We start from the raw sequence: 26,666 nt of genomic DNA, 5'->3' as shown, positions 1-26,666 counted from the left end.
CCCCTTAGGGGCGGTAACACACCCGAAGGGTGTTGACGGTCATCCCGTCCTTCCCACCCCTAGACCAGATCCTTTACCAGGATGGCCTTTTCCGAATACACGTATCCGGAATGCGCAGAGAACCCGCAGGTTCGACAAACGCGCTAGCGTTTGAGATGCCGCAGGCACCCCGCAGGGGCCGCAGCAGCCCCAAGGCTGTTCTGGTCTAATCCCGTCCGATCAGGCGCTCGGTCGTTTTGTTCATCAGGATGGCCTTTTTCACCTATACTTCACTGACACCCAGATCGTCCCTGAGGGTGCCACCATGACCTTACCGTCACGCCATTATGGCCTCGAATTAACGGGCGACGCCCTGTCGATCGTCACCAGCAGCAAAAATGGCTTCTTTGATCCGCGCTTTCTGGTCGTCGCACTGCTGGAGCATGTCGCGCGCGGCGACGGTGAGGTCAGCGAAGAGGAGGCCGCGACCATGCTGGAACTGGTCGCTCGGCACTTTTCTCTGGACGTAACCGCGGCAAAGTCGCGGCTTGCTCACGCGCTAAATATATATGCCGGCGATATGGATCTCGCGGCCGTCGGGGCGGTGTTGATTGATGTGTTGGNGCCCGCCGATCGTGAAGACATGATGGTGATGATGCTCAAGGTGGTAGCCGCCGACAGTCGCCAGGGTGCCGATGAGCTGCGCGCCATCGATGAGGTGGCGGCCCATTTGCAGTTGACGGACGAGGAGCGGCACGCCGCATTCCAGCGATATTTCGCCTGGCGAGATGGCTGACACACGATTACAGAGTCATTCACATGCCCTCGGCAAAGGACTATATTAGGCGGGTCCTTCGAATAATAAGGCGGTGTTTGCATCATGGATGAGCGCGGCAAGGCTACCGGTTCATTTTTTGGCGAATTGCGCAGGCGTAAAGTTATTCGCACCTGCCTACTGTATGTGTTGGTCTGCTGGGGTGCCCTGCAGGTCTTCGATATTGTCGTTCCCGCTATGGGTTACGACGCAGATCTCGTCTCACGCTACTTCATCTACGCGGCTGTGCTGGGCTTTCCGGTAACGTTCGCGCTGACCTGGTTTTTTCAGTTCACTTCACACGGGATTGTTCGCACTCAGTCATTCGTAGAACGGCGTGTGCTGGACAACGTGTCACCGGTTAATGACCGGCGTCGGTCCGGTGTCTCCAATTTTCTGCGCAAGGGCGAAGAGGCCGAAGAGCATCAGTGGATTGTGTCGGCTGAAACCGGTCCGCTCAGTGGGCTTAGTTATCCGGTGCATGGTGAGTTGGTTTTAGGCCGTTCCCTGGATTGCGATCTGGCCATTGTGACCCCGCATGTGTCGCGCCAACACGCGCGCCTGGAAGAGGCTGAGGACGGTTTGTACATCGAGGACCTGGGTTCTTCCAACGGCACCGTCGTCAATGGCAAGCGAGCTTCCGGGCGGGTCCGGTTGCGCCACGATGACGAGCTGCGCTTTCACGATATTATTTTCAGAGTGACCGAAACGCTGACACGCGGCCATAGCGAGCGCCAGGCTTCCAGCCAGACTACCTTTATTCAGGCGCCAGGCGCCGGCGATTAATCTAGAAGATTCTCAGGGCCACCCAGGCGACCGCGACTGCCGCCATAATGCCCAATAGCAGGAGCACCTTGCTGTCGTGCTCTGTGTTGTCTTCGCTTTCCACCTCTACTGCAGGGAGCCCGCCGAGGGTGCCATTGGTCGCGCAGTGGTTGCCATCGCCTTTCTCGCCGATCACCACGACAGTCACGTTGTCCCGGCCGCCAGCTTTAAGGGCTGCGTTAATCAAGCCCTTAACCTGGGACTGAACTGTAGTCTCCCGTGCCATGATCTGGGCGATCTGGGTGTCGCTGACTTCGTCAGTTAATCCGTCACTGCACAGAATCAGTTGGTCGCCGCTGTTGAAGTCGCCACGAATACGTCCGGGTGCCACGTTGATCGTGTCGGATACGCCGAGTGACTGCGACAGTACGTTGCGCTCGGGGTGAGCTGCGGCTTGTTCCGCCGTAATAGCACCTCGGGCGAGCATTTCACTGACCGGGTTATGGTCGCGCGAAATCTGTCTCAATTCACCGTTAAAAAGATAGGCGCGGCTGTCGCCGACCCAGGCAATGTCGTACTCACTTTCGCTGATGAGAGCGGCGACAACGGTAGAGCCCATGTTGCTGTCAATGCGGCGATTGATTTCATCCAGTACCGCTCGGTGTGAGCGGTGAATTGCTTCGATCAGAGGCAGGCCTTTGGCAACATCTTCCTGCAGAGTGTCGCGCACAATTGCCGCGGCTACTTCGCCGTCTGCATGTCCGCCAACGCCATCGGCTACGAGGTAAAGACGCAGTTCGGGGTCAATGACATAGCAGTCCTCGTTGTGGCTGCGTTTGTGCCCTGGGTGGGTTTCTCCGAAGCTTATTGTTATTTCGTTCTCGATGATCGTCTTTCTCGACAGCTCAGCGTTACAGGAGTGTATACCAATAATCGTGCCTTCAACGCGGAATTTTTACAATCGCAGTGTAATTGTGTGTAGTCGAATTAGTGGCTACTCTTAGCGGCTATTGGAATAGCGTGACACACAATATAAGCATGGCGGACTTCGAGTTACCCGGTTACGAGATCTACGAGCGTTTGGGGCGGGGCGGCATGGCCTCGGTCTATCGTGCGTTGCATCTCAACCTCGATCGTGAAGTGGCGATCAAGGTCATGGAACCGTCGATGAATGTCGATGAAAGTTTCTCCGAGCGCTTTATTCGCGAGGCGCGAATTTCCGCGCGACTGACTCATCCGCATATTCTGCAAATCTACGACGTCAACGCCTTCGAAGGTCTGAACTACATTGCCATGGAGCTTTTGCCCGGTGGTGAGCTGGCAGATTTTATTCACGGTGAGATGACTCAGAAACTCATCTACGAAATCACCCAGCAGATGACCGACGCGCTCGACTACGCGGCGGGACGCGGCTACGTCCACCGTGACATCAAGCCCAGCAATATCATGCTGCGCGCTGAGCGCGATTTCGTACTTGCGGATTTCGGTATTGCCCGTGCTGCCAATTCGGGAACGCAAATGACGCAAACCGGGCTCATGGTCGGAACCCCCAGCTATATGAGCCCTGAGCAGGCCAAGGGGCACGAAGTGGACGGTCGCTCTGACCTCTACGCACTCGCCGTACTCATTTACGAGATGCTGACCAAGACGCTGCCGTATGAGTCAGACTCGGCCCTCACCACGGCGGTAAAGCATCTGACAGAAGATATCCCCACGCTCCCCGAGTATCTTGCGGCATACCAGGAGTTCATCAACAAGGGGCTGGCCAAGGCAGCCGATGAACGCTTCCAGACCGGTCGTGAGCTGTACGAAGCGTTCATGGCGGCCAGCAGTGAGTTTGCGGATGACGATGTGCTCACAGAGGCCGAGGAGCCGCGGCAGGAAAGTGAGTCACTGTCAGCGGTTGACGAAAATGACCGCACGTCATTGGCGGGGTTCGAAGCCACTCGATTGAGCCAGGCGTCTGGCGCTGCTGTGTCCAGTTCGAGTTCACAGTCACGGCCTTATCGCCTGGAGAACAGCCTGCAGCGGGAGCGTCTCGTCAGCGGCACTTACAGCGAAGCCAAAGCGGGCAAGAAGTCCGGTGGGGCCCTCAAGTGGGTGGCTGGCCTGGCGGTGGTCGCAGGTCTCGGTGTTGGCGGCTATCTGTGGATGCAGGGACAGCAGGGCGATTCGGCGCGAGATTTACGCAACGTCACTGCGGAGTTGGCTACGGCCTACAGTGCCATGAATGCCAACGATTTGAAGGGTGCTGCCAGCGCCTTCTTCAAAGTGCTGAGCCAGGATCGCAATAACGCCGCCGCCAGCCAGGGGATGTCTCAGGTGGGAACGTTGTACGTAGAGCAGCTGGAGACGGCCATCGCCGAGCGCGATGTCGATCTGGCCAGTGACCTGCTCGAGGGCTTTACCGGCTATTTTTCCGCCAATCTCAGTATTGAACGACTGACTGCAGAAGTGGCATTGCTTGAGGAAGAGCAGAAGCTGGCTGCGCAGCAGGCGGCATTCGCCAATGCACAGGCGGAATCCGCAGCCGAAGCTGAACGCTGGGCGCCCTTTACGGCCGAGCAGAAGGAGAGCTTTCTGACCAGCCTGGCAGCGGCAGAACAGGCGCTGGCCGACGGTGACCTGGATCAGGCAGAAGTTTTACTCGCGGAAGCCCAGACTATAGACGAAAATGCCCAGGAGCTTTCACCCCTGCTGGGGCAGCTTGAAATCGCCCAGGAGGAGGCGGCCCTTGCCGCGGCGGAGTTACAGCAACAGGTGGACGACTTTATGGCCGAGGCCCAGGCCGCTGCACAGCAGGGCGATTTCCCAGCAGCGCGTTCTGCCGTTGATGCTGCGTTGGATGTGATGCCGGATAGCTCCGCCGCATTGACGCTGGACAGTGCACTGCCGGGGATGGAGGCGGATTGGCAGGAACAGCAGCTTGCCGCCGAGCAGGCGGCGCGCGCCAAAGCCGAGCAGGAACAGCACCAGCGCGAAGAGCAGGAGCGCGCGCGTGAAGCGGTGGCCGCAGCAGAGGATGCCGCCCGTCACGGTCTGCGTGCGGTTGAGAGCGGCTCCCTGGACGTGGCCCAGGCAGCGTATGATGAGCTTAGCCCCAGCTATGCCGAGAATGACACTGTGCAAGGCCTCGGCCAGGCGTTGGTGCAGGGCTATGCGTCTGCGGCTCGCGAACAGATTGATCTGAAAGAGTTTGATGCTGCCCAGACGCTGGTGGGACAGGGACAGACCGGTTTCCCGAACGATGCCTTGTGGATGGAGCTTGAGGCCGAGATTGAAGCGGGCCGGGCCAACTCCCGTCGCCGCCTGGGTGCATACTAGGCCTCACCGTCCCACGAATTCAGTTTGTTCGTAGCGTCCACAGCGATCATTGGCTCTGCTACACTGCAGCTCTTTATCGAATTCGCTGGAGATAAAATGATGCGTAATCGCGCTCTGCCGCTGATCGCAGTTCTGCTGTTGGGCCTTGCCTCGCCTGCCTGGAGCACTTTCGTGCCGCCAAGCAATTTGGACCCGGCCAATGCGTCTATCCAGATGAACAAAAATTTCCAGCAGGATGCCTGGCTCGTCTACACCTATGACATCGACCAAACGGGCACCGTAATCAACGCCAAGATCCAGAGTTCCAACGGCGTCACGGCCGTGGAGCAGGCAGTACTTGCCCAGGTTAATGCCATGCGCTTCGAGCCCGCCTCGCGTAATGGGAAGCCGGTAAAAGTCTCCGCAGACCCGGTCATCTATACCTGGATTCTCGACAAACCTCGCATCATGTCCGCTGCTTTCGCCGAAAAGTACCGCGCCGCCTGGAACCTCTATGCAGAAGAAAACTACGACGCCGCCTTCGATATTGCGGTAGAACTCAAGAACTATCCCGGCCGCAATGCCCTGGAAGAGGTGAAGTTCCAGATTCTCGCCGCGTCGCTGTTCAGCCGCTGGAAGGATGAAGCAGCGGAGTTACAGCACCTGTCACGGGTGCGCGAATTCCAGAATCTGGCGATTAGCAATAACTTCAAGAACACCTACATGCCCACCGACCAGTACCTGCAGGTATTGAATAGGGTGGTTACCCTGCAACTGAATGCCGGTATGCTGGCCGACGCAGGCCGCACGCTCGACCAGATGCAAAGTCTAGGGCGTGGTACCGATACGGTGAACGACGCCGCCCAGCGCTACAGTAAGTCCATAGCGTCGCTGCAGAATGTGGCTGACATCACGGTGCGCGGTGAGTTACTGCCGCTGTTTCGCGACGGACCTGGATCGCTGAAAATAGGCCTGTCGCGTCAGCGATTTTCCATTTCTGATGTGCGCGGCCGTATAGGTGGCGTATTCCTGGTATGTGGTAGTTCCGAGATGCCTCTGCGTCATCCAGCGCAAGAGCTCTGGAGTATTCCGGCAGGCTGGAATAATTGCGAGATCGATATTACCGGAAGGGCGGGGACCAGCCTGGTATTGCACCAGTTGAACTAGTCCCTTCTGCTCTGCAGGGTCAGGCGCTTAGCAGCTCTTTAACCCGATCGCGAAAACCTCGGCTGACTTTCAGCTGGGCACCGCCTTCCAGGCCCAGCATGTATTCGCCGTTGCCCAAAGTCTGTGCGCCGCTGATATAGCGGGTATTGATAATCGTGGAGCGGTGGATGCGCAGGAACTGTGCCGGATTCAGCATGGCTTCCAGTTCTTTCATGGTAATGCGCATGATGTGGGTATCGCCGCCGGCGTGGATGCACATGTAGTCACCTGCCGCATCAATCCAGTGAATGTCGTCTGCCTTGATCAGATGAATGTCGCTGCCATCCTTGATGACCAGTTTTTCAGGCCACTGCTGGGCCGGCGTTTCGTTTTGCGCCATTTGCTCTATCGAGTTGGCACTGGCACCGGTCATGCCCATCATCAGTTCCACCAGACGCTGCTTGGTCAGTTCGGACTGCTCCTTGCTGTGATGGGCAACTGCCCGATCGATGGCCTCATGCAGGCGATCGTCGTCAATCGGTTTTAGGACATAGTCGACAGCATGGACCTTAAAGGCCTCGACCGCATACTGGTCGAATGCCGTGACAAAAATCACCATGGGCATGTTGTCCGTCTGTAGCTGGCGAACCACTTCAAAACCGTCAATGCCGGGCATCTGGATGTCGAGAAATACCAGGTCGGGGCTGTTGGCGGCAATGGCTTCCAGGGCCTCGGCGCCGTTAGCGCACTCGGCGATAACGTCGACCTGGGGAATCTGCTGTAATCGCAGTGACAGGCCGCGACGGGCCAGAGACTCGTCGTCGACAATAATCGCGCGGAGATTGTTCATTAGCCTTCCTTGCTGTACTCCAGAGGAATTCTGATAGTAATAGTGAGCCCGTGCGGATCGGTGGTGCTGAGCCGGAATGACTGCCGCTCGTTGTAAATTTCGTTGAGGCGCTCGCGGCAGTTGGACAGGCCTACGCCACCGCCATTGCTGGGGATCTCCCGGCTCAGGTCGATGCCGGGGCCGTCATCGGCAACCTGCAGAACCAGAGTATCTGGTTCGATGCTTGCACTGACGCTGATGTAGCCGCCATTAATCGCATGGGCAATAGCGTATTTGATCGAGTTCTCAACCAGCGGCTGCAGTAACAGCGAAGGCATCAGGGCGCGGCTGGCCTCATCCTGAATGTCAAAGCGCAGTTCGAGGCGATCGTCGAAACGGACCTTTTCAATATCCAGGTAGAGCTGCAGCGCGGTGACTTCTTCCGCGACAGTGACCTTTTGCATGGGGTCGTTATCGAGGGTGTAGCGCAGGAATCGGCTCAGGCGTGTCACCATGATATTCGCCAACTCGTTGTTCTTGTCCAGCACCAGGGTGGAGATCGCGTTCAGTGTGTTGAACAGAAAGTGGGGGTTGAGCTGATACTGCAGCATCTTCAACTGGGCCTCGTGGGCCATTGAAATAGCCTTGAGGCTGCGCTCGCGGTCTTCCTGCGCCTGCAGGTAGTTCTTAATGCCGAAGTACAGGGCGCTCCATACCAACATCACCCAGAACGCGGAAATGGCGCCGTCGAAGTAGGACAGAAAGCTCATGCCGTCCCGCTCGGTGATTTTTCGCTGTGCCGGGAACATGTTGTAGAAGATCGTGCCGCGGCAGGCCATCCACACCAGGCCCGCGCCGTAGGAGCCGGCGGCAATCGCCACGATTCTGCGGGGCAGGTCCATCTCCCACATGTAGCGGTAAATGCCGCGCAGTATGAGGCTCAGGGCCATGCCAATCGTCGCGATTAGCGGCAGGTACCAGAGGTAGTGGTCAGGTGGGCTGCCCCACATGATAACGCCGAGATAGAACGACATCGCCCAGCCGCTCCAGCCCACAAACTGCAGGGTCCAGAACAGCGAGCGCTTGTCTTTGAGAATTGCATTCATATTCATAGGGTGATTATACGGGCAATGTGCGTCTCAACGCTGCAATTCATCTCAGGTGACCTGCAGTTCACCGCAACAGGGGCTATTGAGCGGTGCTGGCATCCTGCCGGCTCCGCTGCACCCGCCATAGTCGGGCATAGCGGCCATCCAGGGCCAGCAGGGCTTCGTGGGTACCGCTTTCGGTAATCTTGCCGTGGTGCAGCACGATAATTCGGTCGGCGTCCACGATGGTCGACAGACGGTGGGCGATTACCAGACTGGTGTGGCCTTTGGAAATTTGCGCCAGCGCTTCCAGAATGGCCTGCTCGGAGCGCGAATCCAGGGAGGAGGTGGCCTCGTCAAAGACCAGCACAGGCGGCCGTTTGAGAATGGTCCTGGCAATGGATACCCGCTGTTTTTCGCCCCCGGAGAGTTTCAGTCCACGCTCTCCGACAAGCGTATCTCCGCCTTCAGGTAGCTGCCCGATAAACGTTTCGAGGTGAGCGAGACGAATAGCCTCATCGATGTCAGCCTCGCTGGCATCGGGGTTTCCGTAGCGAATATTCTCGCGGATAGTGTCGTTAAACAGCACCGTATCCTGAGGCACAATGCCAATCTCCCGGCGCAGACTGGCCTGGGTGACGTCGCTGATATCCTGGCCGTCGATGGTGATGGTGCCGCTGTCAGGGTCGTAGAATCGGAACAACAATTTGACGAGGGTGGATTTGCCCGAGCCGCTGGCACCGACCACGGCGACTTTTTCGCCGGGGTGGATATCGAAGCTCACGTTCTTGAGTATTTGTCGCTCTTCATCGTAACTGAACGCAACCTGGTCGAAGCGAATTAGGCCGCGCTGGAAATCCAATGCCTTTGCGCCGGGGCGATCGGTGATTCCGGGCTGGATGGCCAAAAGCTCAAACATCTTTTCGATGTTGGCCATTGAGCCCTTGATCTCGCGGAAGACGAAGCCAAGAAAGCCCAGTGGCATGAACAATTGAATCATGAACTGGTTAATGAGAATGAAGTCGCCCAGGGTTAGAATGCCATCGCTGACCTGCCAGGCGGCCAGGCCGATCATGGCAGTCTGGGCGACAGCAATAATAAATGCCTGACCACCATTGAGGCCAAATAGCGACAATCGGTTGCGCCGCCGGGCCTGCTCCCAGGCGGCCAGCTCCTTGTCGTAGCGATTGGCTTCAAAGTCTTCGTTGGTAAAGTATTTGACCGTCTCAAAGTTGAGCAGGCTGTCCACAGCTCGGGTATTGCTGGCGGAGTCGGCGGCGTTCATTTCGCGCACAAACTGGGTTCGCCAGTCTGTTGCCCGTACGGTAAACAGGCCATAGCTTATTACCGCTGCCAGGGTAATTACGGCGAATCCCGCGCCGTAGTTAAACAGCAGAATACCGACCACCATGGCGATCTCGAACAGGGTAGGTGCGATGTTGAACACGAAAAAGCGCATCAGGAAGCTAATCCCGGTGGTGCCACGTTCTATGTCCCTGGCCAGGCCGCCCGTGCGCCTTTCCGTGTGATACTTGAGATCCAGTGAGTGGACGTGGCGAAACACCTGCAGGCCGATTTTGCGCATGGCGTTCTCAGTGACGCGGCCAAAAATTGTGTCTCTCAATTCACCGAAGAACACGTTGGCGAACCGGGCACCACCGTAGGCGAGCACCAGTCCGAGCAATAGTGACAGGGTCAGCTCCGGGCCGCCTTGCTCGAGGGCGTCTACCAGGTGTTTGAGCAGAAACGGGATGTAAAGAATGGCGCCTTTTGCGGCGACCAGACAGGCCAACGCCAGCCCGACCCGATACTTGGATTCGAGCAGGTAAGGTATGAGGTGTTTGATGATACGCCAGTTAATCGCCGTATCCGGAGGTACTACAGTATTGTGTCCACGCATGGCGCGCATTCTACGGGTTTCTGTGCCGCTGGGCCATGGACGGAAAATGGGCACCCAAGCTGGCTTGTAGGGCGGACTATTCAGGTATAATCGGGGGTCATTCTCCAGCCCAAAGTGGTCCCGATGTCAGAGAAAGAAAACCTTATTCCCGTCACTCAGGTCAGTAGTGGAGAGAAGTTCGTGAATGCCCGTGGCGTTCGCGCTATTAAGGATGGTGTTAAAGCCAGCGCGGCCCCTGCCGAGCGGCTGGCGAAACCTGACTGGCTGAGAATAAAGGTCAAGGGCGGGCAGACTTACGATCGGGTCACTTCGATTGTTCACGAACACAAGCTGGCGACGGTGTGTGAAGAGGCAAAGTGCCCCAACATGAGCGAGTGCTGGAGTTCGGGTACCGCCACTATTATGTTAATGGGTGATGTGTGTACCCGAGCCTGCCAGTTCTGCTCGGTGAATACGGGTAACCCGCGAGGCTGGCTCGACCCTGAAGAGCCGGCCAATACGGCAAATTCTGTTTCCCTGATGGGCCTTAAGTATGTGGTGCTCACCTCGGTCAACCGCGATGACCTGGACGATGGCGGGGCAGGGCACTACGCCGCCTGTGTTCGCGAGGTGAAGTCCCGTAATCCCGATACGGCCGTGGAAGCGTTGACGCCGGATTTCCTCGGCGTGCTGGCGGATGTGGAGACCGTGGTGGATTCCGGCATTGAGGTGTTTGCCCAGAACGTTGAGACCGTCAAGCGCCTCACACATCCGGTGCGCGATCCTCGCGCGACCTACGAACAGACGCTGGAAGTTCTGGCCCACGCCAAGGCTTATCGGTCTGATGTGCTGACCAAGACCAGCCTGATGCTGGGCCTGGGCGAAACAGAGGAAGAAATCCTGGCCTGTATGGATGATTTACGTGAGGCCAATGTCGATATTCTCACTTTTGGCCAGTATCTGCAGCCGACGCCAAATCACTATCCCATTGATCGCTATGTGTCTCCCGAGGAGTTTGAGACCTATCGCCAGTGGGGGCTTGAGAAGGGGTTCCTGGAGGTGGTGTCCGGAGTCTTTGTGCGCTCCAGTTACCGTGCTGAGCAGGTGTTGGCAAAGAATAACGTGGGTTTATGAGGTAGCCCTGCAAGAGGGCTACCTGAATGACATTGGCATGGTCAGTCGGCCTGCCCGGTAATCTTGCCCAGTGAGGTGTTGATCTGCATGGCCCAGCTGGTGAAGACACGTTGTACGTCTGCGCGATTGCTCACGCTGTTGTTCAGTCCCCAGTGGTCATTGCTGGTGCGTGAGTCCTTGACCAGCGCCAGTACTTCCCCGGTCTCTGAGTCGCCAAACGCAACCGCCACGGCAATAGCGCCCGCACCCTCGGTGATGACATAGGAACGACCCACCGAACGTGAACGATTGTCGTCTTTGGCGGCAGAAGGAGCCAGACCGGTGATCATGGCCGCAATCTCCAGCACATCATCATCGGCGGTGTCGACGATCTCGAAGTCGCCTTTGTCACCCAACTGTTTGACCATGGCGTCATGGTAAATCTGCTGCAGGGTCTGCTTGTCGCTGTCAGTCAGCTCCCAGTCGCGACGCATATTGACGCTGGTCGACCGATCAGGTTGCACGATTTCTACGTTATCCACGCCCAGCGGCCGCAGCATGACTTTGCGGTACTTGGAAAAGTCGGCGTTCGGATCGATATAGGCCATGTCAGCCCGGGTATTGTCGACCCGGTGAAGGTTCTCGCCAATGACCTCGGCGTCATCGCCAGTCTGGACAGTGGGAGGCGCACTGGAGCAGGCGCTGATCAGTGCGACAGCCGCTACCGGCAATAGAAGTTTGTGTAACATGGTTGCTCCTTAACGGATTTTGCTTTTCTCAGGTACCTTAATCACTAGACAATACTATAGATGGAAACGACATCACCACTACCTTTTTCTTCTCTCTCTGAAGCCCCTGTACTGGGGCAGACGCTTGGCAATATCGATGTGCTGCGCCTGGATCAGGTGGGGGCCAGGGCACCGGGGAACAAGCTATTCAAACTGCGTCTGAATCTGCAGCGTTTGCGCGAGCAGGGACAAACCCGGGTGCTCAGCTTTGGTGGTGGCTGGTCAAATCATCTGCATGCACTGGCCGCGGTAGGGGCGGAGCAGGGCTTGGAAACGATTGGCATTGTCCGCGGTGGCGAGACGGAAACAGCGATGCTCAGGGATGCTCGGGCGTGGGGCATGCAACTGGTCGCAGTAGATCGCACGGAGTATCGCCGCCGCAATGAACCTGAATACCAGCAGGTACTGCGTCGCCGCTTCGGCTCTTGTGTGGTATTGCCGGAGGGCGGGGCGAATGCCGAAGCGGTACTGGGTTGTCGAGCCATCGCCGATGCGATCAATCAGCGCCCCGAGTCTATAGATCGGGTATTTGTCCCTGTTGGTAGTGGCGCAACGCTTGCTGGATTGGCGGCAGCGCTGGCGCCGGATATCCAGCTGCACGGTATATCTGCCCTTCGCGGGGCACAGGATCTGGAGGCGCGTGTGCAGATGTTGCTAACTGAAGTGGGCCAGGTCGCCAACGTGCCCTGGCGCATACATCACGAATTCCATTGTGGCGGTTTCGCTCGGGTCAATGGTGCGCTGCGGGAATTCATGCTCGACTTTGAAGCCGTTCACGCCATCCCCCTTGAGCCGGTTTACACTGCCAAAATGTTCTATGCGGTTGCGCAATTGCTGCGGGATAAGGGAGTGTCACCCCATGAGCGGCTTGTATTGGTCCATACCGGAGGTCTGCAGGGGCGCCGTGGCTTTGCCTGGCTCAATCAGGCGGGCGACGGCCAGGTCTCAGGTACCTGAAAGTAGCGGCGCAGTTCCGCGCCGCAGGTATCCAGCTCTGCCACCAGTTGCGGTCGATGGGCATGGGGTTCGCCACGGTTGTCGCGAGCGGGGCGCTCGAGCAGGGGGGCTAGCCAGAACTCTCTTTCAAGCAGTGTTGCACCCTCAGGAGGCATGTCGGGGCTGGCGCAATGCTGATAGGTATCGAGCGGCGCTGTGACTGGCCAGCCAGGGGGAGGCTCGCCAGGCTGATCGCAGGGAGCAAATAGTCGCCCTTTCACTTCCATTTCCCGATCGAGTGCTGTGACACCCAGAGCGGTTAGCACAGCTGCGGCCTCCTCGCGGTCGGACAGCGCCAGTTGATGGTCACGCATACGCTTCACTTTGAGATCCAGCCGGTCACGGGTGTTGGGCCCTAACCAATGCTCCCAGGCGCTGCCAGTGACGTTTGGCCCGCGCAGGTAGAATTTGACCGCCAGTTCCAGATGAATATGGCGGCGACGTTGGCGGCAAAAATAGATCACATCAAATTCGCCGAGGGTGCGGCCTTCGTGGCGCACCGCCAGATTCGTGGCCAGCAGATCAACTTGGGGATCCTGTTCAAGAAAAAAATGCCAGAGTTTCTCAAAGTACAGGCCGAGGCGGCCGCCACGAGTGGTTTCGATATAGGCTTCAAGTGGTGCCGGTTGCTGATCCAATCCATCCAGCCAGTCGCGACGCTGGCGGCTGAGCCGCAGTTGGCAATTGGTGGTTGTGGCCGGCAGCATCTGCGCGGGCAACGTGGCGCAGTCGATCATGGGTGTGGAGAAACAGGACCAGGCCAGATCGCGCACGGCGCGATTACGCCAGGGTAGCGCCAGCTTGTGAGAGGGGGCAGTCATGTGGCTATAATAACAGCCCTCGTAAAAATGGACCTTCGGCAATGTTTGACAAGGTTGGGCTGGTAGGCCGCAGCCAGCAGGATGGGCTAGGCCCGGTTCTGCAGGAATTGTTGGAACTGTTAGGCGTACGTGGCCATCAGGTCATGCTGCAGGACCGTCTGGAAGAACTGGTGCCGGGCCACGGCGTCAGTGTGGGTACGCCCGATGAGATCGGCGAGTGGGCTGATCTGGTTATTGTCTCGGGTGGCGATGGCAGTCTGCTGGGCGCAGCTCGCACCCTCGCTAAATATGGCACAGCCGTGCTCGGTGTGAACCGGGGGCGGTTGGGATTCCTTACCGATATCACGCCGGATTTGATTGCCGACCAGATTCCCCATGTGCTCGACGGTAAGTTCGATGAGGAGCACCGATTCCTGCTCGACGCTCATGTCGTGCGTGACGGTGAGGTTGTCGCCAAAGCAGATGCCCTCAATGACGTGGTCGTCAACTCGGGTGCGTCGGCACAGATGATCGAGATCGAACTGAGTATCGACGACACCTTTGTCTATCGCCAGCGCGCCGATGGCCTGATCGTGTCTACCCCGACCGGTTCAACGGCTTACTCACTGTCCGGCGGTGGCCCGATCATGCATCCCTCGCTCGACGCGATCGTGCTGGTACCTATGTTCCCTCACGCCCTGAGCAGCCGGCCTATTGTCGTCGATGGTTCCAGCGAAATCCGGGTTGATATTCTGGCCCGCAATCGTATTCATCCGCCAGTAACCTGTGACGGTCAGGAGAACATGACGGCGCGGCCCGGTGATTCGGTGCTGATTCGCAAGAAACCCCATGCGCTGCGTCTGCTGCATCCAGTGGGGCACAGTTTTTATGCCAGTTGCCGCGACAAGCTGCGCTGGAGTAACGCGCTGGTCGATTAGTGTCTGCCCCTATTGTCGTGCTCGACGTACCGGTCGAGGAAAACCTGCTGCCGCTTACTGCGTTACTGCGCACTCGTGGCCTGCCACATCGAATATTCGAGGAAGAGGGCCGGCAGGTGCTGGTCGTTTATGCCGAGGAACATGTGGCACCGGTGCGCGAGCTGTACCGGGCCTGGCGGGCGGACGAGGTCACTATCAGTGTCGCCAGCGGGGGCAGGGCCAATGCCACAACGCCGTCGCTGAATTGGCGGCAGTGGCCGGTCACCGCCGCTTTCTGTGTGGTGGCGATCGGTATGTTCCTGGTCATCGAAGTATTCGGGCAGCAACAGCTGATCCCCTGGCTCACTTTTCAGCCGGTAGATATCGTCGGTAGGCAGCTGGTGTTTTATGAGATGGGGCAGCAGTACTGGCGCCTGGTCAGCCCGATATTTCTGCACTTTGGCTGGTTACATATCATCTTCAACTGTCTCTGGCTGTGGGAGTTCGGTCGGCGCACTGAGGGCGTGTTGGGCGAGCTCAACCAGCTCGGGCTGATAGTTGTTATTGCCGTGGTGTCCAACGGTGTCCAGTTTGCCAGTGGGGGACCGTCGATATTCGGTGGGTTGTCCGGCGTTGTCTACGGCTTACTGGGATTTGCCTGGGTGGCACCACTGCTGCAGCCAGCTTGGGCCATTCAGCCACCGCCGGCCCTTATGGTGTTTATGGTCGGCTGGCTGGTGGCCGGTTATCTGGGGGTGCTGGAAGGCCTGGGCATGGGTGCGATTGCCAACGCGGCACACCTGGGCGGCCTGTTGGCGGGCGCGGCGCTCGGCGGCCTGTTTGGTGCCATGTCACGCCGTACCTGAGAGGCTTGCCGATAGCGGCGCGGTGACTATACTGGATGCGGAACACTGATAAGAGGCAGCGCCATGGAGTTCAATGAATCAGTTCATAGTCTGAAGTGCCCCAAGTGTGGACACGGCATGGAGGAAGTGACTCACGAAGGGATAACGATTGATCGCTGCACCAACTGCCGTGGACTGTGGTTCGACGCCGATGAAGCCCAGCAACTTAAAAGCCTGCCCGACAGCGCCATGGTCGACTCCGGCAGTGTCAAAGAGGGTTGGAAGTGGGATAGCCGGGTAGACATTAATTGTCCCCGGTGTAACAAGCCCATGGAGCTGACCTCTGACGTCAAGCAGAAGCACATCTGGTATGAAGTGTGTCCCGAGCACGGGATATTCATGGACGCGGGTGAGTTCTCTGACTTTAAGGACGAGAACCTGCTGGACTGGTTCCGGGGGGTCATCAAAGGGAGTAGGGAAACCGTTTGTCCCTGATCTGATGGAATATCGACGCCCCGCATCTGCGGGGCGTTTTTCTATGGGCCCGCGGGGAGTATAATCGCCTGCCTTTATTGTCCCTGCGGAAGCCCTATGAACTACCAGCAATTAATCGAAAATATGACCCCGGAGATTTATACGAGTCTGCGCAAGGCTGTGGAACTGGGCAAGTGGCCTGATGGTAAACCGGTAACCCCTGAACAGCGTGAACACGCCATGCAGGCGATTATCGCCTGGGGCGAACAGCATCTTCCCGCTGAGCAGCGTATTGGCTACATCGATAAGGGTCACAAGGAAGGCGACAACTGTGACGACCCCGTAGAAACACCCCTTAACTGGAAGTAGGAGAAAACGGTGCCTGAGATTCTGGCGAGCGGCGCGGTGCGCAAAATGACAACAGAGCTCGGTGATGAAGTGCAATACCAGCTGCCACTGGGCGATAGTCACCTGCCCATGAATGCGCTGCTGGGTAGTGCGCTTTCGCTATCGTATTCCGGACAGATTAATTGTATTGCCTGCGATCGTAAGACCAACAAGAGCTTTAGTCAGGGCTTTTGTTACCCCTGTTTCAAGCGCCTGGCCCGATGTGACACCTGCATCATGTCGCCGGAGAAGTGCCATTACGATGCGGGCACCTGCCGCGAGCCGCAGTGGGGCGAAGCCAATTGCATGATCGATCACTTCGTCTATCTCTCGAATACTTCGGGTGTAAAGGTCGGCATTACCCGCCACAGCCAGGTACCCACCCGCTGGATAGATCAGGGTGCAACCCAGGCACAACCAATATTCAGAGTCAGCACCCGGCTTCAGTCCGGGCTGGTTGAGACCATGTTTAAAAGCCATGTCGCCGACAAAACCAGCTGGCAGGCAATGCTGAAAGGCGATGCTGAACCTGTGGATCTCGAGCAGCGTCGTCAGGCTTTGATGAGTGCCTGCGGCGATGAACTCGCGGCCTTGCAGGAGCGCTTCGGCCTACAGGCAATTACCCCGCTGGAAGGCGCTGAAGAAACCCGTATTCGCTATCCGGTGCTCGAACACCCGACAAAAGTGAAGTCCTTTAACCTGGACAAGGCACCTCTGATTGAGGGGACATTCCAGGGAATAAAGGGTCAATACCTGATTTTCGATACCGGCGTGATCAACATGCGCAAGTACGCTGGTTACCACCTAGAAGTCGCCAAAATTTGATTGAGAAGACCTATGCGAGACGCTAATCCCGGAACGATTTACCTGAAGGATTATCAGGCCCCCAACTATCTGATCAACCGCACCGAGCTGCATTTCGTGCTCGGTGAGGAAGAGACGCTGGTCACGTCGCGCCTGCACCTGCTGCGCAATACTGAAAATGGTGATAGTTCAGAGCTCATCCTCGATGGCCAGGATCTGGAGCTGGTCGAGATCTATCTCGATGGTGACGTTCTCGATCCCAGCTGTTACGAAGTGGGTGAGGCAACCCTGGTATTGCGCGACCTGCCCGAGCAGTGTCTGCTGTCCTGTGTAACGCGCATCCGACCCCAGTTGAATACTTCGCTGGAAGGCCTGTACCGATCACAGACCATGTTCTGTACCCAGTGTGAGGCGGAAGGTTTTAGAAAGATCACCTATTACCTCGATCGCCCCGATGTAATGAGTGTGTTTACGGTCACCATTGACGCCGATGCGGACCGCTATCCGGTGCTTCTGTCCAATGGCAACCTGGAAGAGACCTCCCCGCTGGCGAACGGGCTAACGCGCGTGTTGTGGCACGATCCTTTCCCCAAGCCCAGCTATTTGTTCGCCCTGGTAGCGGGAGACCTCGAACACATCGAAGATAGCTTCACCACTTGCAGCGGACGTGAGGTGGCGCTGCGTATTTATGTAGAAGAGAAAGATATCGACAAGTGCGACCATGCCATGGATTCGCTCAAGCGTTCCATGCGCTGGGATGAGGAAGTGTTCGGCCGCGAGTACGACCTGGATATTTTCAATGTCGTGGCAGTCGATGATTTCAACATGGGGGCGATGGAAAACAAGAGCCTCAATATCTTCAACACTTCCTGTGTGTTGTGTGACCCCAATACCACGACCGACGTCGGTTACCAGCGCGTAGAGGCCATTGTCGCTCACGAGTACTTCCATAACTGGTCCGGCAACCGCGTTACCTGTCGGGACTGGTTCCAGCTCAGTCTCAAAGAAGGTTTCACCGTGTTTCGCGATGCGGAATTTTCCTCTGATATGGGGTCGCGCACGGTCAAGCGGGTTGAGGACGTTACCCTGCTGCGCAGTGCCCAGTTTGCCGAAGATGCCGGGCCAATGGCTCATCCTGTGCGCCCCGAATCGTACATAGAAATTAATAATTTCTACACTCTTACAGTGTATGAGAAAGGGGCCGAGGTGGTGCGCATGATTCACACCCTGCTCGGGCCACAAGCCTTCCGCGCGGGATCAGATCTGTATTTTGCGCGTCATGACGGCCAGGCAGTGACCTGCGAAGACTTTGTGTTGGCCATGGAAGAAGCCAGTGGTGTGGACTTGGGCCAATTCCGTAACTGGTATTCCCAGGCCGGCACGCCGCGTTTGACGGTAACCGATGCCTGGAACGAGGAGGCCGGCAGCTATGCGCTCACGATCTCCCAGAGCTGCCCGGCAACGCCCGGCCAGGATGACAAGAAACCTTTTGTGATCCCGGTGGCGATGGGGCTGCTTGGCGACGCCGGCAACCTGCGTTTGCAGTTGCAAGGCGAGGCGCCTGATCCCGATACTGAGGACAACACCCATATGGTATTAATGGTCGACAAGCCGGAGCAGACGTTTGTGTTTGAAGGCTTGCCGGAAAAACCCGTACCCTCGCTGCTGCGCGGTTTCTCTGCGCCCGTTCGACTTGAGTTTGACTACAGCCGCAACGACCTCTGTCGTCTGATGAGCGGCGATGATGATGGCTTTGTTCGATGGGACAGTGCGCAATCCCTCGCGGTGAGCGTTATAACCGAAGTACAGGCGCAGTTGCTGGCCGGTGATGAGGCCCAGGTCGATCCATTGTTCCTAGAGGCCTGTGGGGCGCTGTTACAGGATGACGCGCTGGATCCGGCCATGCTGGCGGAAATGTTGTCGCTGCCCAGCGAAAACTACCTCGCGGAGTTAGCAGGTGAGGGAGCGGCTGACGTACAGGGTATTTACCGTGCCCGGACTGCGGTTCTGGCCGCCGTGGGTAGCCACTGCCGGGAGGCGCTCGAGCAGCGCTATGCCCAGCTGGCTGTCGAAGCGAATTACGCCGCCACCGGTGAGCAAATTGCGGCACGCAGCCTGCGGGCAGTCTGCCTGAACTATCTGGCCGCAGCAGGTGCTAGCGGGCTGGCATTGGCGAATGCGCAGTTTGCCGCTGCAGACAACATTACCGAACGTCTCGCAGCGCTGCGGGTGTTGAGCCAGTTTGGTAGCCGCAGTGACTGGGAAGCGCCCATGGCGAAGTTCTACGAAGACTGGGGGCATGAGACTCTGGCTGTAAACCAGTGGTTGGCGGTGCAGGCGTCGATGCCCGACGACGGCGCTATTGCCCGGGTGCGTCACCTGATGGAGCACCCTGACTTTGATTTACGTAACCCGAATAAGGTGCGCTCACTGGTGGGAACCTTTGCCGGGCAGAACCCGCTGAATTTCCACCGCGAAGATGGCAGCGGTTATCGTCTGCTGCGTCAGGTCGTAGCCGAGCTAAATAGCATCAATCCGCAGATTGCCTCGCGACTGCTAGCACCGCTCACCAAGTGGCGCTACTACCAGGGCCGGGCAGAGCAAATGCGCTCCGAACTGGAACTGCTCGCATCGATGGACGGCTTGTCACCGGACGTCTTTGAAGTGGTGAGCAAGTCGCTCAAGTAGTGGCGCGACTTTCTGTGGGATAAAGAGGCGGCAGGGCGTGTGTCCTGGCGCCACTTTTTTTCCTGCCCTTGTGCAGTTGCTTGACGATAGTGGCAAGCTTGCTGCCGTCCCACGAGTGAAGGTTGTCCTGATTGCGGTAGAGCAGGGCGTTCATTTCTTCTATTGCGCTACCCAGTTCGGGATGGCCGAAATAGTTCGATACCTGCTGCATGCTTTGCCCCGCCAGCGCTGGCTCCAGCGCCGCCGACCAGCGCAGCAGCCACTGCCTGGCGTCACTGGTACTGCCCGCGGCGCAGGCTGCCAAAAGGCTCTTGTAGCAGCGGGGCAGGTCGGGTGCCTCCGGTGCCTCGTCTGTGCCCTCTAACTGTCCTCTGCGGCTGCGCCACCACAATCCTGCGGTGACGGCCCAACCCGTGCCCATAAAAACCGCCAGCCAAGACCAGAGGCTGTTCGCGGCAGCTACCATCGGTGTGGCAACGGTTGTGCTCACTGGCGCGCCTGGGCCCGCCATGCTGCCACTTGTCACCTGGACTGCTGGCGCCACATCGATGGTTCTGGCGGGCAGCACGGCATAGCGGAGTTGTTCCGTTTCAATATCCCACCAGGGAATGCGAATTTCCGGCAGCGTGAACTGGCCTGGTCGGGTGGCTACCAGCGCGGCACTGTCGGTGCGCACACCGCGTTTGCCACTGGCAATTTCGCTGTCGGCGATATCCGGCTGATCCGGGAAGAATTTGATGCCTGCAACCGGCTCGATCGTTATCGGGGGTAGCTGAGCCCCTTGCATTCCCTCGGCCACCAGGCGCAGGCTGCGCGTAACAGAACCGCCCTCGGTCAACTGCTGCGGATCGCTTGACCACTGCTCCTCGATGCTGACATCCCGGGCTGGCAACCAGGTTGCGCCTGCAGGGTAGCTGGCGGGACGCGGCAGAACCTGGACTTCGATTGCCGGCGTTTGCAGGCGTACCAGGCGGCCGCGCAGACGGCTTCCCTCGCGGGCGCTGAAAGACTGTGCGGGTATCGACAGGGTGCCGCTTTGTTCGGGAAATACAGCGTAACGTACCTCGTGCACCAGCCACGGGCGACCGCCGACATTGCGCTGGAAGCTGCGTTGTTCCAGGGGGAGTACGAATGCATCGTCGAGTTGCAGTTCGCTGATGCTGCGCTGCTGCAAGTTAACCGCCTGTTGCAAGCGCAGTGTCAGCAGCAGCTGCCCCTGTACGTAAACGGACTCACGATCCAGCTCTGCCTCAAACAATACGGTTTCTGCGCCGGGGTCTATATCGACGGGCTCACCCACTTCCACCACCAGCGGTGCGCTGGAACTGGCGCCGCTTTGCAGCGCCGGTATGCTCAATGTGCCGGTGCGCTTGGGCGTAATGTTGAGTATGAGCTGGCGCTGGTGATTGCGCTGGCCATTGATAACCTGGGTGCTGCTGCGAGTGGATTGATTGAGAATTTCGAAATCCTGAATAATGAGGCCCGTATTGATGTCGCCGAGGTCTTCGTCGTCCTCAGTCACAGTTACCGTCAGATTCAGGGTGTCGCCGAGCGCTACTCGGTAGCGGTCGAGGGTTGCCTCTACCTTGGCCAGTGTGACCTGGCTGATGAGCAGCCCAAGCAGGGCAATCGCCAGTTTACCAGTAGGTTTCATCTTTAGTGCCTTGTCCCTGTTGTTGTCGCTGACGGCTCTCGTACCTGAATTTCTCGCGCAGAAGGCCCGACGGATCGTCGGGCACGCGGCGCAACCATTGTTCCATGGCCTGATCGCGCTCCAGGTCGTCGTCGGTGGCCGCTTGTTGGGCCATGTTCATTAGTTCGTCGCCCGGAGATTGCTGGGTCGGATCCTGGGGATTGCCCTGGTCTTCGCGGCCCTGTTGCTGATCCTCCTGCTCACTGGCATCAGCGGACTCCTGAGAGTCCTCGTTGGCGTCCTGTTCACCCGGCTCGCTGGCGTTGTCTGACGGTGACTGGTCGCCTTGCGAATCGCCGGGTTCTTGCTGATCCTCAGGCGGTGATTGCTCAGGCTGCTGGCCACTACCTTCGTCGCCCTGATCCTCGGAAGACTGCTGCTGTTGTTGCTCCTGCTGTTGCTGCAGATTTTCCACCAGCTCGAGGTTCTGCTGTGCGTCTTCTGCGTCGGGGTCGCGACGCAGGGATTCTCGGTAGGCTGCCGCCGCCTCATCCAGTTGTCCGGCCCGGGCGAGAGCATTGCCCCGGTTGTACCAAGCGTCAGCGGTGTCATTGCTTGCAAAGTCCTGCGCGGCCCGTTCGTAGTCGCCCCCGCGATAGGCCGCGGTGCCTGCCCAATCACGATTTTTGAACAGGGTCGCTGCGGTCTCTGGGTCGTCCTGCTGCAGCGCACGCTGGCCCTGCTGATCACGGGTTAGCCATAAGTCATCCCAGAGGCTGGCGTGGGCTTGCTCGGCCGCGGGCATGAATATGAGGGGTGCCAGACCCATTAGCCAGCCACGACGAAACATGAGCAGCGCCGGTATTAGCAGTAACACCACCAGCCAGTACCCCTGGTCTTCCCAGGTATCCGCCGTGCGCTCAAGCTCGGTGGTGCGAGTGCCTAGCGTTAGCTCATCCTCCGCCAGCAGGTAGTCCAGATCGCTGTCGTCAATCTGCATGCGCATGTAGCGCCCGCCTGCATCGCTGGCTGCGCCGCGCAGATTTCGCTCCTCCAGCCCTGGCATTACAATGCCGCCCTGTGGGTCTTTCAGAAATCCGCCTCGGGGCAGGGGGAGCGGAGCGCCCGTCGGGGTCCCGACTCCCATGATGGCCAGGGTGGCGGTGCTGCCATTCAGGCTGTCCTGCAGTGCGGGCAGGTCGCGGTCGCCGATGCCGTCCGTTACCAGGAGAATGCTGCCGTCACGAATGCCGGCCGACTGTAGTAGTAATACAGCCTCGGCCACCGCCGAGGCAGGATCACTGCCCGGCACGGGCATGATGGTCGGGTGTAGCGCGGGCAGCAGATTGGCGATAGTCGGTGTGTCATCCGTCAGCGGCGTAACAATGTGGGCATCACCGGCATAGGCAATCAACCCGGTTTGACCCTCGTCACGACGCGCCAGCAGGTCGAGTAGCTTTTGGCGGGCGCGGTCTATTCTTGAGGGCTCAAGATCCGCCGCGACCATGGAGTAACTCAAATCCAGAACCACCACCAGTGCGTCTTCAGTCTGGTGTATAGGTTGCGGGATTTGATGCCAGCTTGGCCCGGCCGCAGCGAAGGTCGCCAACAACCAGATGATTAAGATAGCGGGTGCGACATTACGCCTGGCGCGGTTGCGATCTCCGTCCAGCAGCGGTGCCAGTAGCTCGGGCGCAATCACGCTCTCCCAGTTGCCCGCACTGCGGGCCCGGTGCCAAAGCGCAGCAGCCAGGAGTAGCGCGGGCAACGCTGCCCACAGCCATTCAGGACGCAGGAGGTGAAAACTCACGATGTTTCCTCCAAACGCCCGAAACGCCAGGGCTTCATACCTCTCAGCCTGCCGACCGCGATGGCGAAACTGATGATGAGCGCTGCGCCCAGGGGCAGATACCCGAGTGCCTTGCGGGGTCGATAATTGGCTTTTTCTACTTCGATGGGCTCCAGGTCGTCCACCACCGCATAGATGCTGGCGAGGTCCGCAGGATTACGTGCCCGGAAGTATCGCCCGCCAGTGAGTTGTGCGATTTCATTCAAGGTTGCCTCATCCAGGCCCCGCGAAGGATTTACCTGACGCGAGCCAAAGCTGGAGCCAAACAGGCCCGGTACTGTCATCTTGTCGGCGCCGATGCCAATGGTGTAGATCCTGATGCCCAGGTCAGCTGCCAGCCGGGCGGCCTGTAAGGGCTGCACTGAGCTGGCAGTGTCCTCGCCGTCGCTCAGCAGAATAAGCACCCGGTTCTCGGCGGGGCGCTCGCGCAATCGTTTCACTGCGAGGCCGATGGCATCGCCAATGGCGGTTTCCTGACCTGCGAAGCCGATGCGAGCATCGAGCAGGAACTGCCGCACCGTGGCACCATCGAAACTGAGAGGCGATTGCACATAGGCATTGCTGCCAAACAGAATCAGCCCGAGCCGGTCGCCGCGCCGCTGGTCGATAAAGTCTGCACCGAGCTGGCGTACCGCTTCCCAGCGGGAAACTCGGTTGCCATTGACTTCCATATCGTCCGTTTCCATGGAGCCAGAGATGTCTACCGCCATCATCAGGTCGCGGCCGCTGTTGGGCAATTCAATGGCTTCGCCTATCCACATCGGGCGGGCCGCGGCGGTCACTAGCAGCAGCCATATCAGCCATATCAGTAATGAGCCGGGGAATGTACTGCGTCGCCGCTGGCTGTCGCTGCTCAGAACTTCCCAGCTCTGAAAGAAGGGAGCTCGCAGCGCTGGCTCCTGGCTGTTGGCCGGCGGCAGTAATCGGCGCGCCAATAGCGGCAGCGGCGCGAGCGGCAGCATCCACGGCCACAGTAACTCGATCATGCCGTGACCTCGTGCTGGTTAATCCACTCACGGGCTTGGGTAAGCAAGGTTTCGATCGGCATATGATCGGCACGAGGTCGATAGTGAAGATCGGCGAACACGGGTTCGAACACGCCAGCGCCACTGTCTTGTAGGAAGTCGACCCAGTCCTGACCGCTGAGTGCGGCAATGTTGCGCTGCGGATAGGCCTGAAGCGCGACCCTTTTAAGCAGGCTGTTGATGGCAGCACTGCAGGCAATGGGGTCGCGGTTCTGTTGAAAGCGTTCCTCGATGCGTGTGAGGACTTCGAGTCCTTGCCGGCGATAACGATTGCGTTGGTAGCGGCGTAGCAACCAGATGGCGCCAGCTGCAATACCGGCGAGTACTGTGATCGCGAGCAGCCACCAGCCAGGGGCGGGCGGCCAGGCGCCGATGGCCTCAGGTGCTCGCAGTGGCGCGAGTGCCGCCAGGGGATCGGCTGGGTTCACGGCCTGGCCTCGCCGAAGTAGGTTTGCAATAGATTAAACGGTGACTCGTCAGTAGTTGCCCGGAGCAGCGGTATGCCCAGTCGCTGCATGATGGTGCCGAGCGCCTCTTGCCGTTGTCGGTAGGATTCGCGATACGCCTCGCGTAATCCCTGGTGGGCGGTATTCAGTTCACTGCGCAGTTCACCGTCGGTTACCGTATAGCGACCGCCACGGGGCAGGTTCATCTCGAGCGGGTCAGCACAGGTAATGGCCGAGATCTGGGTATGTTGGGCGAGCTGAAAGAGGTGATCGCAGGCCATGTCATCTTCGATGCCCTGGAAGTCGCTGATCAGAAACACGTTGCTGCCCGGTCGCGTGACGCGCCGCAGGTTGGCCAGTGTGTCACTCAGGGTGGCGCCGCCTTCCCCGGGGGGGACAGGCAATGCCGAATTGTACTTGCAGATTTCCGAGAGTAGTGCGAGTGCCGTGCGCCGACTGCGTCGGGGCTTGATTTCGCGGTGCTCACGCCGGTTGAATACCAGTCCTCCGATTTTGTCACCGCCCTCAAGTGCCGACCAGGTGAGGAGAGCGGCGAGGCGGGCGGCGAGCACGGATTTAAAACAGTAGCGAGAGCCGAAGAACATCCCCTGACGTTGATCGACCAGCAACATCACGGGGCGCTCACGCTCCTCGCGAAACAGCTTGGTATGGGCTGCGCCTGTGCGCGCGGTCACCCGCCAGTCGATGCTGCGAATATCGTCGCCTGCCTGGTAGCGGCGCACTTCTTCGAAATCAATTCCGCGACCCCGAAAGTTGGACTTGTTGGCGCCGGCGAGGGCGCTGAGCGCCCGGTTGCGATGCAGCAGCTGCAGTTTGCGTGCCGGGAATCGCTGTGCAATCAATTGCTCAAGCTGGACGTAACTGCCCCTGGCGCGGCCGGTGATGTCACTCAATTGAGTCAAACGACGGGTACCAGTTGCAACAGTTCGCGGATGACCTGGTCCGGGGTGACGCCATTGGCTTCGGCTTCAAAGCTGAGGAGTAGCCGGTGGCGCAGTACGTCCCCGGCTATTGCCTGGACGTCGTCGGGGCTGACGTAGTCTCGTCCTGCGAGCCAGGCGTGGGCGCGGGCACAGCGGTCCAGTGCAATCGTCGCCCGGGGGCTGCCGCCATAGGCAATCCAGGCAGCGAGTTCGGCGCTGTAGTTCTCCGGGTGCCGGCTGGCGACCACCAGCTGCACAATATATTCCTCTACAGACTCGGCCATATGTAGCGCCAGGACCTCGTCCCGGGCGGCAAAGATGCTCTGCTGCGAAAGTTCTGCCGGCAGTGCCGCTGTAGTCTGCTGGTGTGCCTCACTGCGGGTAAGGCGCAAAATATCCAGTTCTGCCTCGGCGCTGGGGTAGTCCACGTTGACGTGCAGCAGGAACCGGTCCAGTTGGGCTTCGGGCAGCGGATAGGTACCCTCCTGCTCGATGGGGTTCTGGGTGGCCATCACCAAAAACAGCGGGGGAAGATCGTAGGTTTGCGACCCCACGCTCACCTGGCGTTCGGCCATGGCTTCCAGCAGCGCTGACTGGACTTTGGCTGGCGCGCGATTGATCTCGTCAGCCAGTACCAGATGGTGGAAAATCGGCCCTCGCTGGAAGTGGAACGAGCCCTCCTGGGGGCGGTATATCTCGGTGCCAGTGACGTCGCCGGGCAGCAGGTCCGGCGTAAACTGAATGCGCTGGAAGTCCCCTTCCAGGCCATCGGCGAGGCTTTTTACCGCGCGGGTCTTGGCCAGGCCGGGCGCACCCTCCACCAGCAGGTGGCCGTCTGCCAGCAAGGCGATGATGAGGCGTTCTACCAGATGTTGCTGGCCAATGATCTGGCTTCTCAGCCAGTCCTGAAGAGATCGTAAATCAGCGCTAGCCACGCTCGCTCCTGTTTTCCGGGTGTGTCGTTTTCGGGGTGCCGGACCGCGGTAGCGGTGCCGGGGAGGCAGGCATTGTAGCGCATCGAACCGCGGGTTCCATCCCGTGTCTAAAGTGTGACTTTTCACCGTACTAAAGGTTCCATGAGAGCGGTCACTTTTCTCTCAACTGGTCTAGACTTCCGTTTATAGAAGCCCACCGCTCGGGGCTCGCCCACTACC

The 26,666-nt window shown here is 58.7% G+C and carries 24 protein-coding genes; 12 read left to right on the top strand and 12 right to left on the bottom strand.

Annotated features, from left to right (window positions below):
• Positions 1 to 304: 304 nt before the first annotated feature.
• Together A3709_RS07250 and A3709_RS07245 are read left to right on the top strand one after the other, a co-directional pair.
• Positions 305 to 775: a TerB family tellurite resistance protein gene (locus A3709_RS07250; protein WP_066052308.1), complete on the top strand. Its 471-nt coding sequence runs from the start codon at positions 305 to 307 to the stop codon at positions 773 to 775.
• Between the two features lie 84 nt (positions 776 to 859).
• Positions 860 to 1,579: an FHA domain-containing protein gene (locus A3709_RS07245; RefSeq protein WP_066052304.1), complete on the top strand. Its 720-nt coding sequence runs from the start codon at positions 860 to 862 to the stop codon at positions 1,577 to 1,579.
• A gap of 1 nt (position 1,580) precedes the next feature.
• Here the strand turns inward: A3709_RS07245 and A3709_RS07240 are convergent, their stop codons facing one another.
• Positions 1,581 to 2,426: a PP2C family serine/threonine-protein phosphatase gene (locus A3709_RS07240; RefSeq protein WP_082849967.1), complete on the bottom strand. Its 846-nt coding sequence runs from the start codon at positions 2,424 to 2,426 to the stop codon at positions 1,581 to 1,583.
• 152 nt (positions 2,427 to 2,578) lie between these two features.
• Here A3709_RS07240 and A3709_RS07230 point away from each other — a divergent pair, with 152 nt between their 5' ends.
• On the top strand, positions 2,579 to 4,882 hold the full coding sequence (locus A3709_RS07230) for a serine/threonine-protein kinase (protein WP_156507603.1): 2,304 nt from the start codon (positions 2,579 to 2,581) through the stop codon (positions 4,880 to 4,882).
• Positions 4,883 to 4,981: 99 nt separating this feature from the next.
• A complete protein-coding gene (locus A3709_RS07225) occupies positions 4,982 to 6,028 on the top strand; it encodes an energy transducer TonB (protein ID WP_197484109.1) in 1,047 nt (348 codons plus the stop codon).
• Between the two features lie 19 nt (positions 6,029 to 6,047).
• Here A3709_RS07225 and A3709_RS07220 read toward each other — a convergent pair whose 3' ends face one another.
• The 3 genes from A3709_RS07220 to A3709_RS07210 form a co-directional block, all read right to left on the bottom strand.
• The gene (locus tag A3709_RS07220) at positions 6,048 to 6,857 is read right to left on the bottom strand and encodes a LytTR family DNA-binding domain-containing protein (protein WP_066052288.1); all 810 of its coding nucleotides are present in this window, start codon (positions 6,855 to 6,857) and stop codon (positions 6,048 to 6,050) included.
• On the bottom strand, positions 6,857 to 7,948 hold the full coding sequence (locus tag A3709_RS07215) for a sensor histidine kinase (protein WP_066052284.1): 1,092 nt from the start codon (positions 7,946 to 7,948) through the stop codon (positions 6,857 to 6,859). The genes A3709_RS07220 and A3709_RS07215 overlap by 1 nt, the downstream gene beginning before the upstream one ends.
• Before the next feature lie 76 nt (positions 7,949 to 8,024).
• Positions 8,025 to 9,824: an ABC transporter ATP-binding protein/permease gene (locus tag A3709_RS07210; protein ID WP_066052611.1), complete on the bottom strand. Its 1,800-nt coding sequence runs from the start codon at positions 9,822 to 9,824 to the stop codon at positions 8,025 to 8,027.
• A 123-nt stretch (positions 9,825 to 9,947) separates the two neighbouring features.
• On the opposite strand from A3709_RS07210, the gene lipA reads away from it, so the two are divergent.
• The gene (lipA, locus tag A3709_RS07205; RefSeq protein WP_066052281.1) at positions 9,948 to 10,937 is read left to right on the top strand and encodes a lipoyl synthase; all 990 of its coding nucleotides are present in this window, start codon (positions 9,948 to 9,950) and stop codon (positions 10,935 to 10,937) included.
• Positions 10,938 to 10,978: 41 nt separating this feature from the next.
• Here lipA and A3709_RS07200 read toward each other — a convergent pair whose 3' ends face one another.
• Positions 10,979 to 11,665 (bottom strand): DUF3313 family protein, encoded by a 687-nt coding sequence (locus A3709_RS07200; protein ID WP_066052278.1) that lies wholly within the window; start codon positions 11,663 to 11,665, stop codon positions 10,979 to 10,981.
• Between the two features lie 60 nt (positions 11,666 to 11,725).
• Between A3709_RS07200 and A3709_RS07195 the strand changes: the two genes are divergently transcribed.
• A complete protein-coding gene (locus A3709_RS07195; RefSeq protein WP_066052275.1) occupies positions 11,726 to 12,661 on the top strand; it encodes a 1-aminocyclopropane-1-carboxylate deaminase/D-cysteine desulfhydrase in 936 nt (311 codons plus the stop codon).
• Here A3709_RS07195 and A3709_RS07190 read toward each other — a convergent pair.
• On the bottom strand, positions 12,628 to 13,521 hold the full coding sequence (locus A3709_RS07190) for a DUF1853 family protein (protein WP_066052273.1): 894 nt from the start codon (positions 13,519 to 13,521) through the stop codon (positions 12,628 to 12,630). The two genes, A3709_RS07195 and A3709_RS07190, sit on opposite strands and share 34 nt — an antisense overlap.
• A 41-nt stretch (positions 13,522 to 13,562) precedes the next feature.
• On the opposite strand from A3709_RS07190, the gene A3709_RS07185 reads away from it, so the two are divergent.
• The 6 genes from A3709_RS07185 to pepN all read left to right on the top strand — a co-directional run bounded on the left by A3709_RS07185 (position 13,563) and on the right by pepN (position 19,615).
• Positions 13,563 to 14,438 carry an NAD(+) kinase gene (locus A3709_RS07185; RefSeq protein WP_066052269.1) on the top strand — a complete coding sequence of 292 codons (876 nt, stop codon included), beginning with the start codon at positions 13,563 to 13,565 and terminating at the stop codon, positions 14,436 to 14,438.
• The gene (locus A3709_RS07180; protein WP_082849966.1) at positions 14,438 to 15,283 is read left to right on the top strand and encodes a rhomboid family intramembrane serine protease; all 846 of its coding nucleotides are present in this window, start codon (positions 14,438 to 14,440) and stop codon (positions 15,281 to 15,283) included. Before A3709_RS07185 ends, A3709_RS07180 begins: the two co-directional genes overlap by 1 nt.
• A gap of 63 nt (positions 15,284 to 15,346) precedes the next feature.
• Entirely contained in the window at positions 15,347 to 15,757 is a 411-nt protein-coding gene (locus A3709_RS07175) for a zf-TFIIB domain-containing protein (RefSeq protein WP_082849965.1), read from the top strand.
• 96 nt (positions 15,758 to 15,853) lie between these two features.
• Positions 15,854 to 16,105 carry a YeaC family protein gene (locus tag A3709_RS07170; RefSeq protein WP_066052262.1) on the top strand — a complete coding sequence of 84 codons (252 nt, stop codon included), beginning with the start codon at positions 15,854 to 15,856 and terminating at the stop codon, positions 16,103 to 16,105.
• A gap of 9 nt (positions 16,106 to 16,114) precedes the next feature.
• Positions 16,115 to 16,948 (top strand): DUF2797 domain-containing protein, encoded by an 834-nt coding sequence (locus A3709_RS07165; RefSeq protein WP_231871119.1) that lies wholly within the window; start codon positions 16,115 to 16,117, stop codon positions 16,946 to 16,948.
• Between the two features lie 12 nt (positions 16,949 to 16,960).
• Positions 16,961 to 19,615, top strand: coding sequence for an aminopeptidase N (pepN, locus tag A3709_RS07160; protein ID WP_066052259.1), 2,655 nt, complete (start codon positions 16,961 to 16,963; stop codon positions 19,613 to 19,615).
• On the opposite strand, the gene A3709_RS07155 is transcribed toward pepN, so the two are convergent.
• From A3709_RS07155 to A3709_RS07130, 6 genes are read right to left on the bottom strand one after another with little or no spacing between them, the layout of a single operon-like run.
• Entirely contained in the window at positions 19,608 to 21,269 is a 1,662-nt protein-coding gene (locus A3709_RS07155; protein WP_066052257.1) for a BatD family protein, read from the bottom strand. The genes pepN and A3709_RS07155 overlap by 8 nt on opposite strands.
• Entirely contained in the window at positions 21,253 to 23,058 is a 1,806-nt protein-coding gene (locus A3709_RS07150) for a VWA domain-containing protein (RefSeq protein WP_231871118.1), read from the bottom strand. The genes A3709_RS07155 and A3709_RS07150 overlap by 17 nt, the downstream gene beginning before the upstream one ends.
• Positions 23,055 to 24,083: a VWA domain-containing protein gene (locus tag A3709_RS07145; protein ID WP_066052254.1), complete on the bottom strand. Its 1,029-nt coding sequence runs from the start codon at positions 24,081 to 24,083 to the stop codon at positions 23,055 to 23,057. Before A3709_RS07145 ends, A3709_RS07150 begins: the two co-directional genes overlap by 4 nt.
• Entirely contained in the window at positions 24,080 to 24,550 is a 471-nt protein-coding gene (locus A3709_RS07140; RefSeq protein WP_066052250.1) for a DUF4381 domain-containing protein, read from the bottom strand. The genes A3709_RS07145 and A3709_RS07140 overlap by 4 nt, the downstream gene beginning before the upstream one ends.
• Entirely contained in the window at positions 24,547 to 25,491 is a 945-nt protein-coding gene (locus tag A3709_RS07135; RefSeq protein WP_066052247.1) for a DUF58 domain-containing protein, read from the bottom strand. Before A3709_RS07135 ends, A3709_RS07140 begins: the two co-directional genes overlap by 4 nt.
• The gene (locus A3709_RS07130; RefSeq protein ID WP_066052243.1) at positions 25,488 to 26,447 is read right to left on the bottom strand and encodes a MoxR family ATPase; all 960 of its coding nucleotides are present in this window, start codon (positions 26,445 to 26,447) and stop codon (positions 25,488 to 25,490) included. The genes A3709_RS07135 and A3709_RS07130 overlap by 4 nt, the downstream gene beginning before the upstream one ends.
• Positions 26,448 to 26,666 lie beyond the last annotated feature (219 nt).

Source organism: Halioglobus sp. HI00S01 (assembly GCF_001635445.1).
Classification (GTDB): Bacteria; Pseudomonadota; Gammaproteobacteria; order Pseudomonadales; family Halieaceae; genus Halioglobus; species Halioglobus japonicus.
The sequence above is the reverse complement of the archived record's forward strand: the minus strand, read 5'-3'. Positions and strand labels throughout refer to the sequence as shown.

Excerpts from the sequence above, each read along its gene's own strand:
- A3709_RS07245 (WP_066052304.1), top strand. The coding sequence starts at position 860 with ATGGATGAGCGCGGCAAGGCTACCGGTTCATTTTTTGGCGAATTGCGC.
- A3709_RS07225 (WP_197484109.1), top strand. The coding sequence starts at position 4,982 with ATGCGTAATCGCGCTCTGCCGCTGATCGCAGTTCTGCTGTTGGGCCTT.
- A3709_RS07220 (WP_066052288.1), bottom strand. The coding sequence starts at position 6,857 with ATGAACAATCTCCGCGCGATTATTGTCGACGACGAGTCTCTGGCCCGT.
- A3709_RS07215 (WP_066052284.1), bottom strand. The coding sequence starts at position 7,948 with ATGAATATGAATGCAATTCTCAAAGACAAGCGCTCGCTGTTCTGGACC.
- A3709_RS07210 (WP_066052611.1), bottom strand. The coding sequence starts at position 9,824 with ATGCGTGGACACAATACTGTAGTACCTCCGGATACGGCGATTAACTGG.
- lipA (WP_066052281.1), top strand. The coding sequence starts at position 9,948 with ATGTCAGAGAAAGAAAACCTTATTCCCGTCACTCAGGTCAGTAGTGGA.
- A3709_RS07200 (WP_066052278.1), bottom strand. The coding sequence starts at position 11,665 with ATGTTACACAAACTTCTATTGCCGGTAGCGGCTGTCGCACTGATCAGC.
- A3709_RS07195 (WP_066052275.1), top strand. The coding sequence starts at position 11,726 with ATGGAAACGACATCACCACTACCTTTTTCTTCTCTCTCTGAAGCCCCT.
- A3709_RS07190 (WP_066052273.1), bottom strand. The coding sequence starts at position 13,521 with ATGACTGCCCCCTCTCACAAGCTGGCGCTACCCTGGCGTAATCGCGCC.
- A3709_RS07185 (WP_066052269.1), top strand. The coding sequence starts at position 13,563 with ATGTTTGACAAGGTTGGGCTGGTAGGCCGCAGCCAGCAGGATGGGCTA.
- A3709_RS07175 (WP_082849965.1), top strand. The coding sequence starts at position 15,347 with ATGGAGTTCAATGAATCAGTTCATAGTCTGAAGTGCCCCAAGTGTGGA.
- A3709_RS07170 (WP_066052262.1), top strand. The coding sequence starts at position 15,854 with ATGAACTACCAGCAATTAATCGAAAATATGACCCCGGAGATTTATACG.
- pepN (WP_066052259.1), top strand. The coding sequence starts at position 16,961 with ATGCGAGACGCTAATCCCGGAACGATTTACCTGAAGGATTATCAGGCC.
- A3709_RS07155 (WP_066052257.1), bottom strand. The coding sequence starts at position 21,269 with ATGAAACCTACTGGTAAACTGGCGATTGCCCTGCTTGGGCTGCTCATC.
- A3709_RS07145 (WP_066052254.1), bottom strand. The coding sequence starts at position 24,083 with ATGATCGAGTTACTGTGGCCGTGGATGCTGCCGCTCGCGCCGCTGCCG.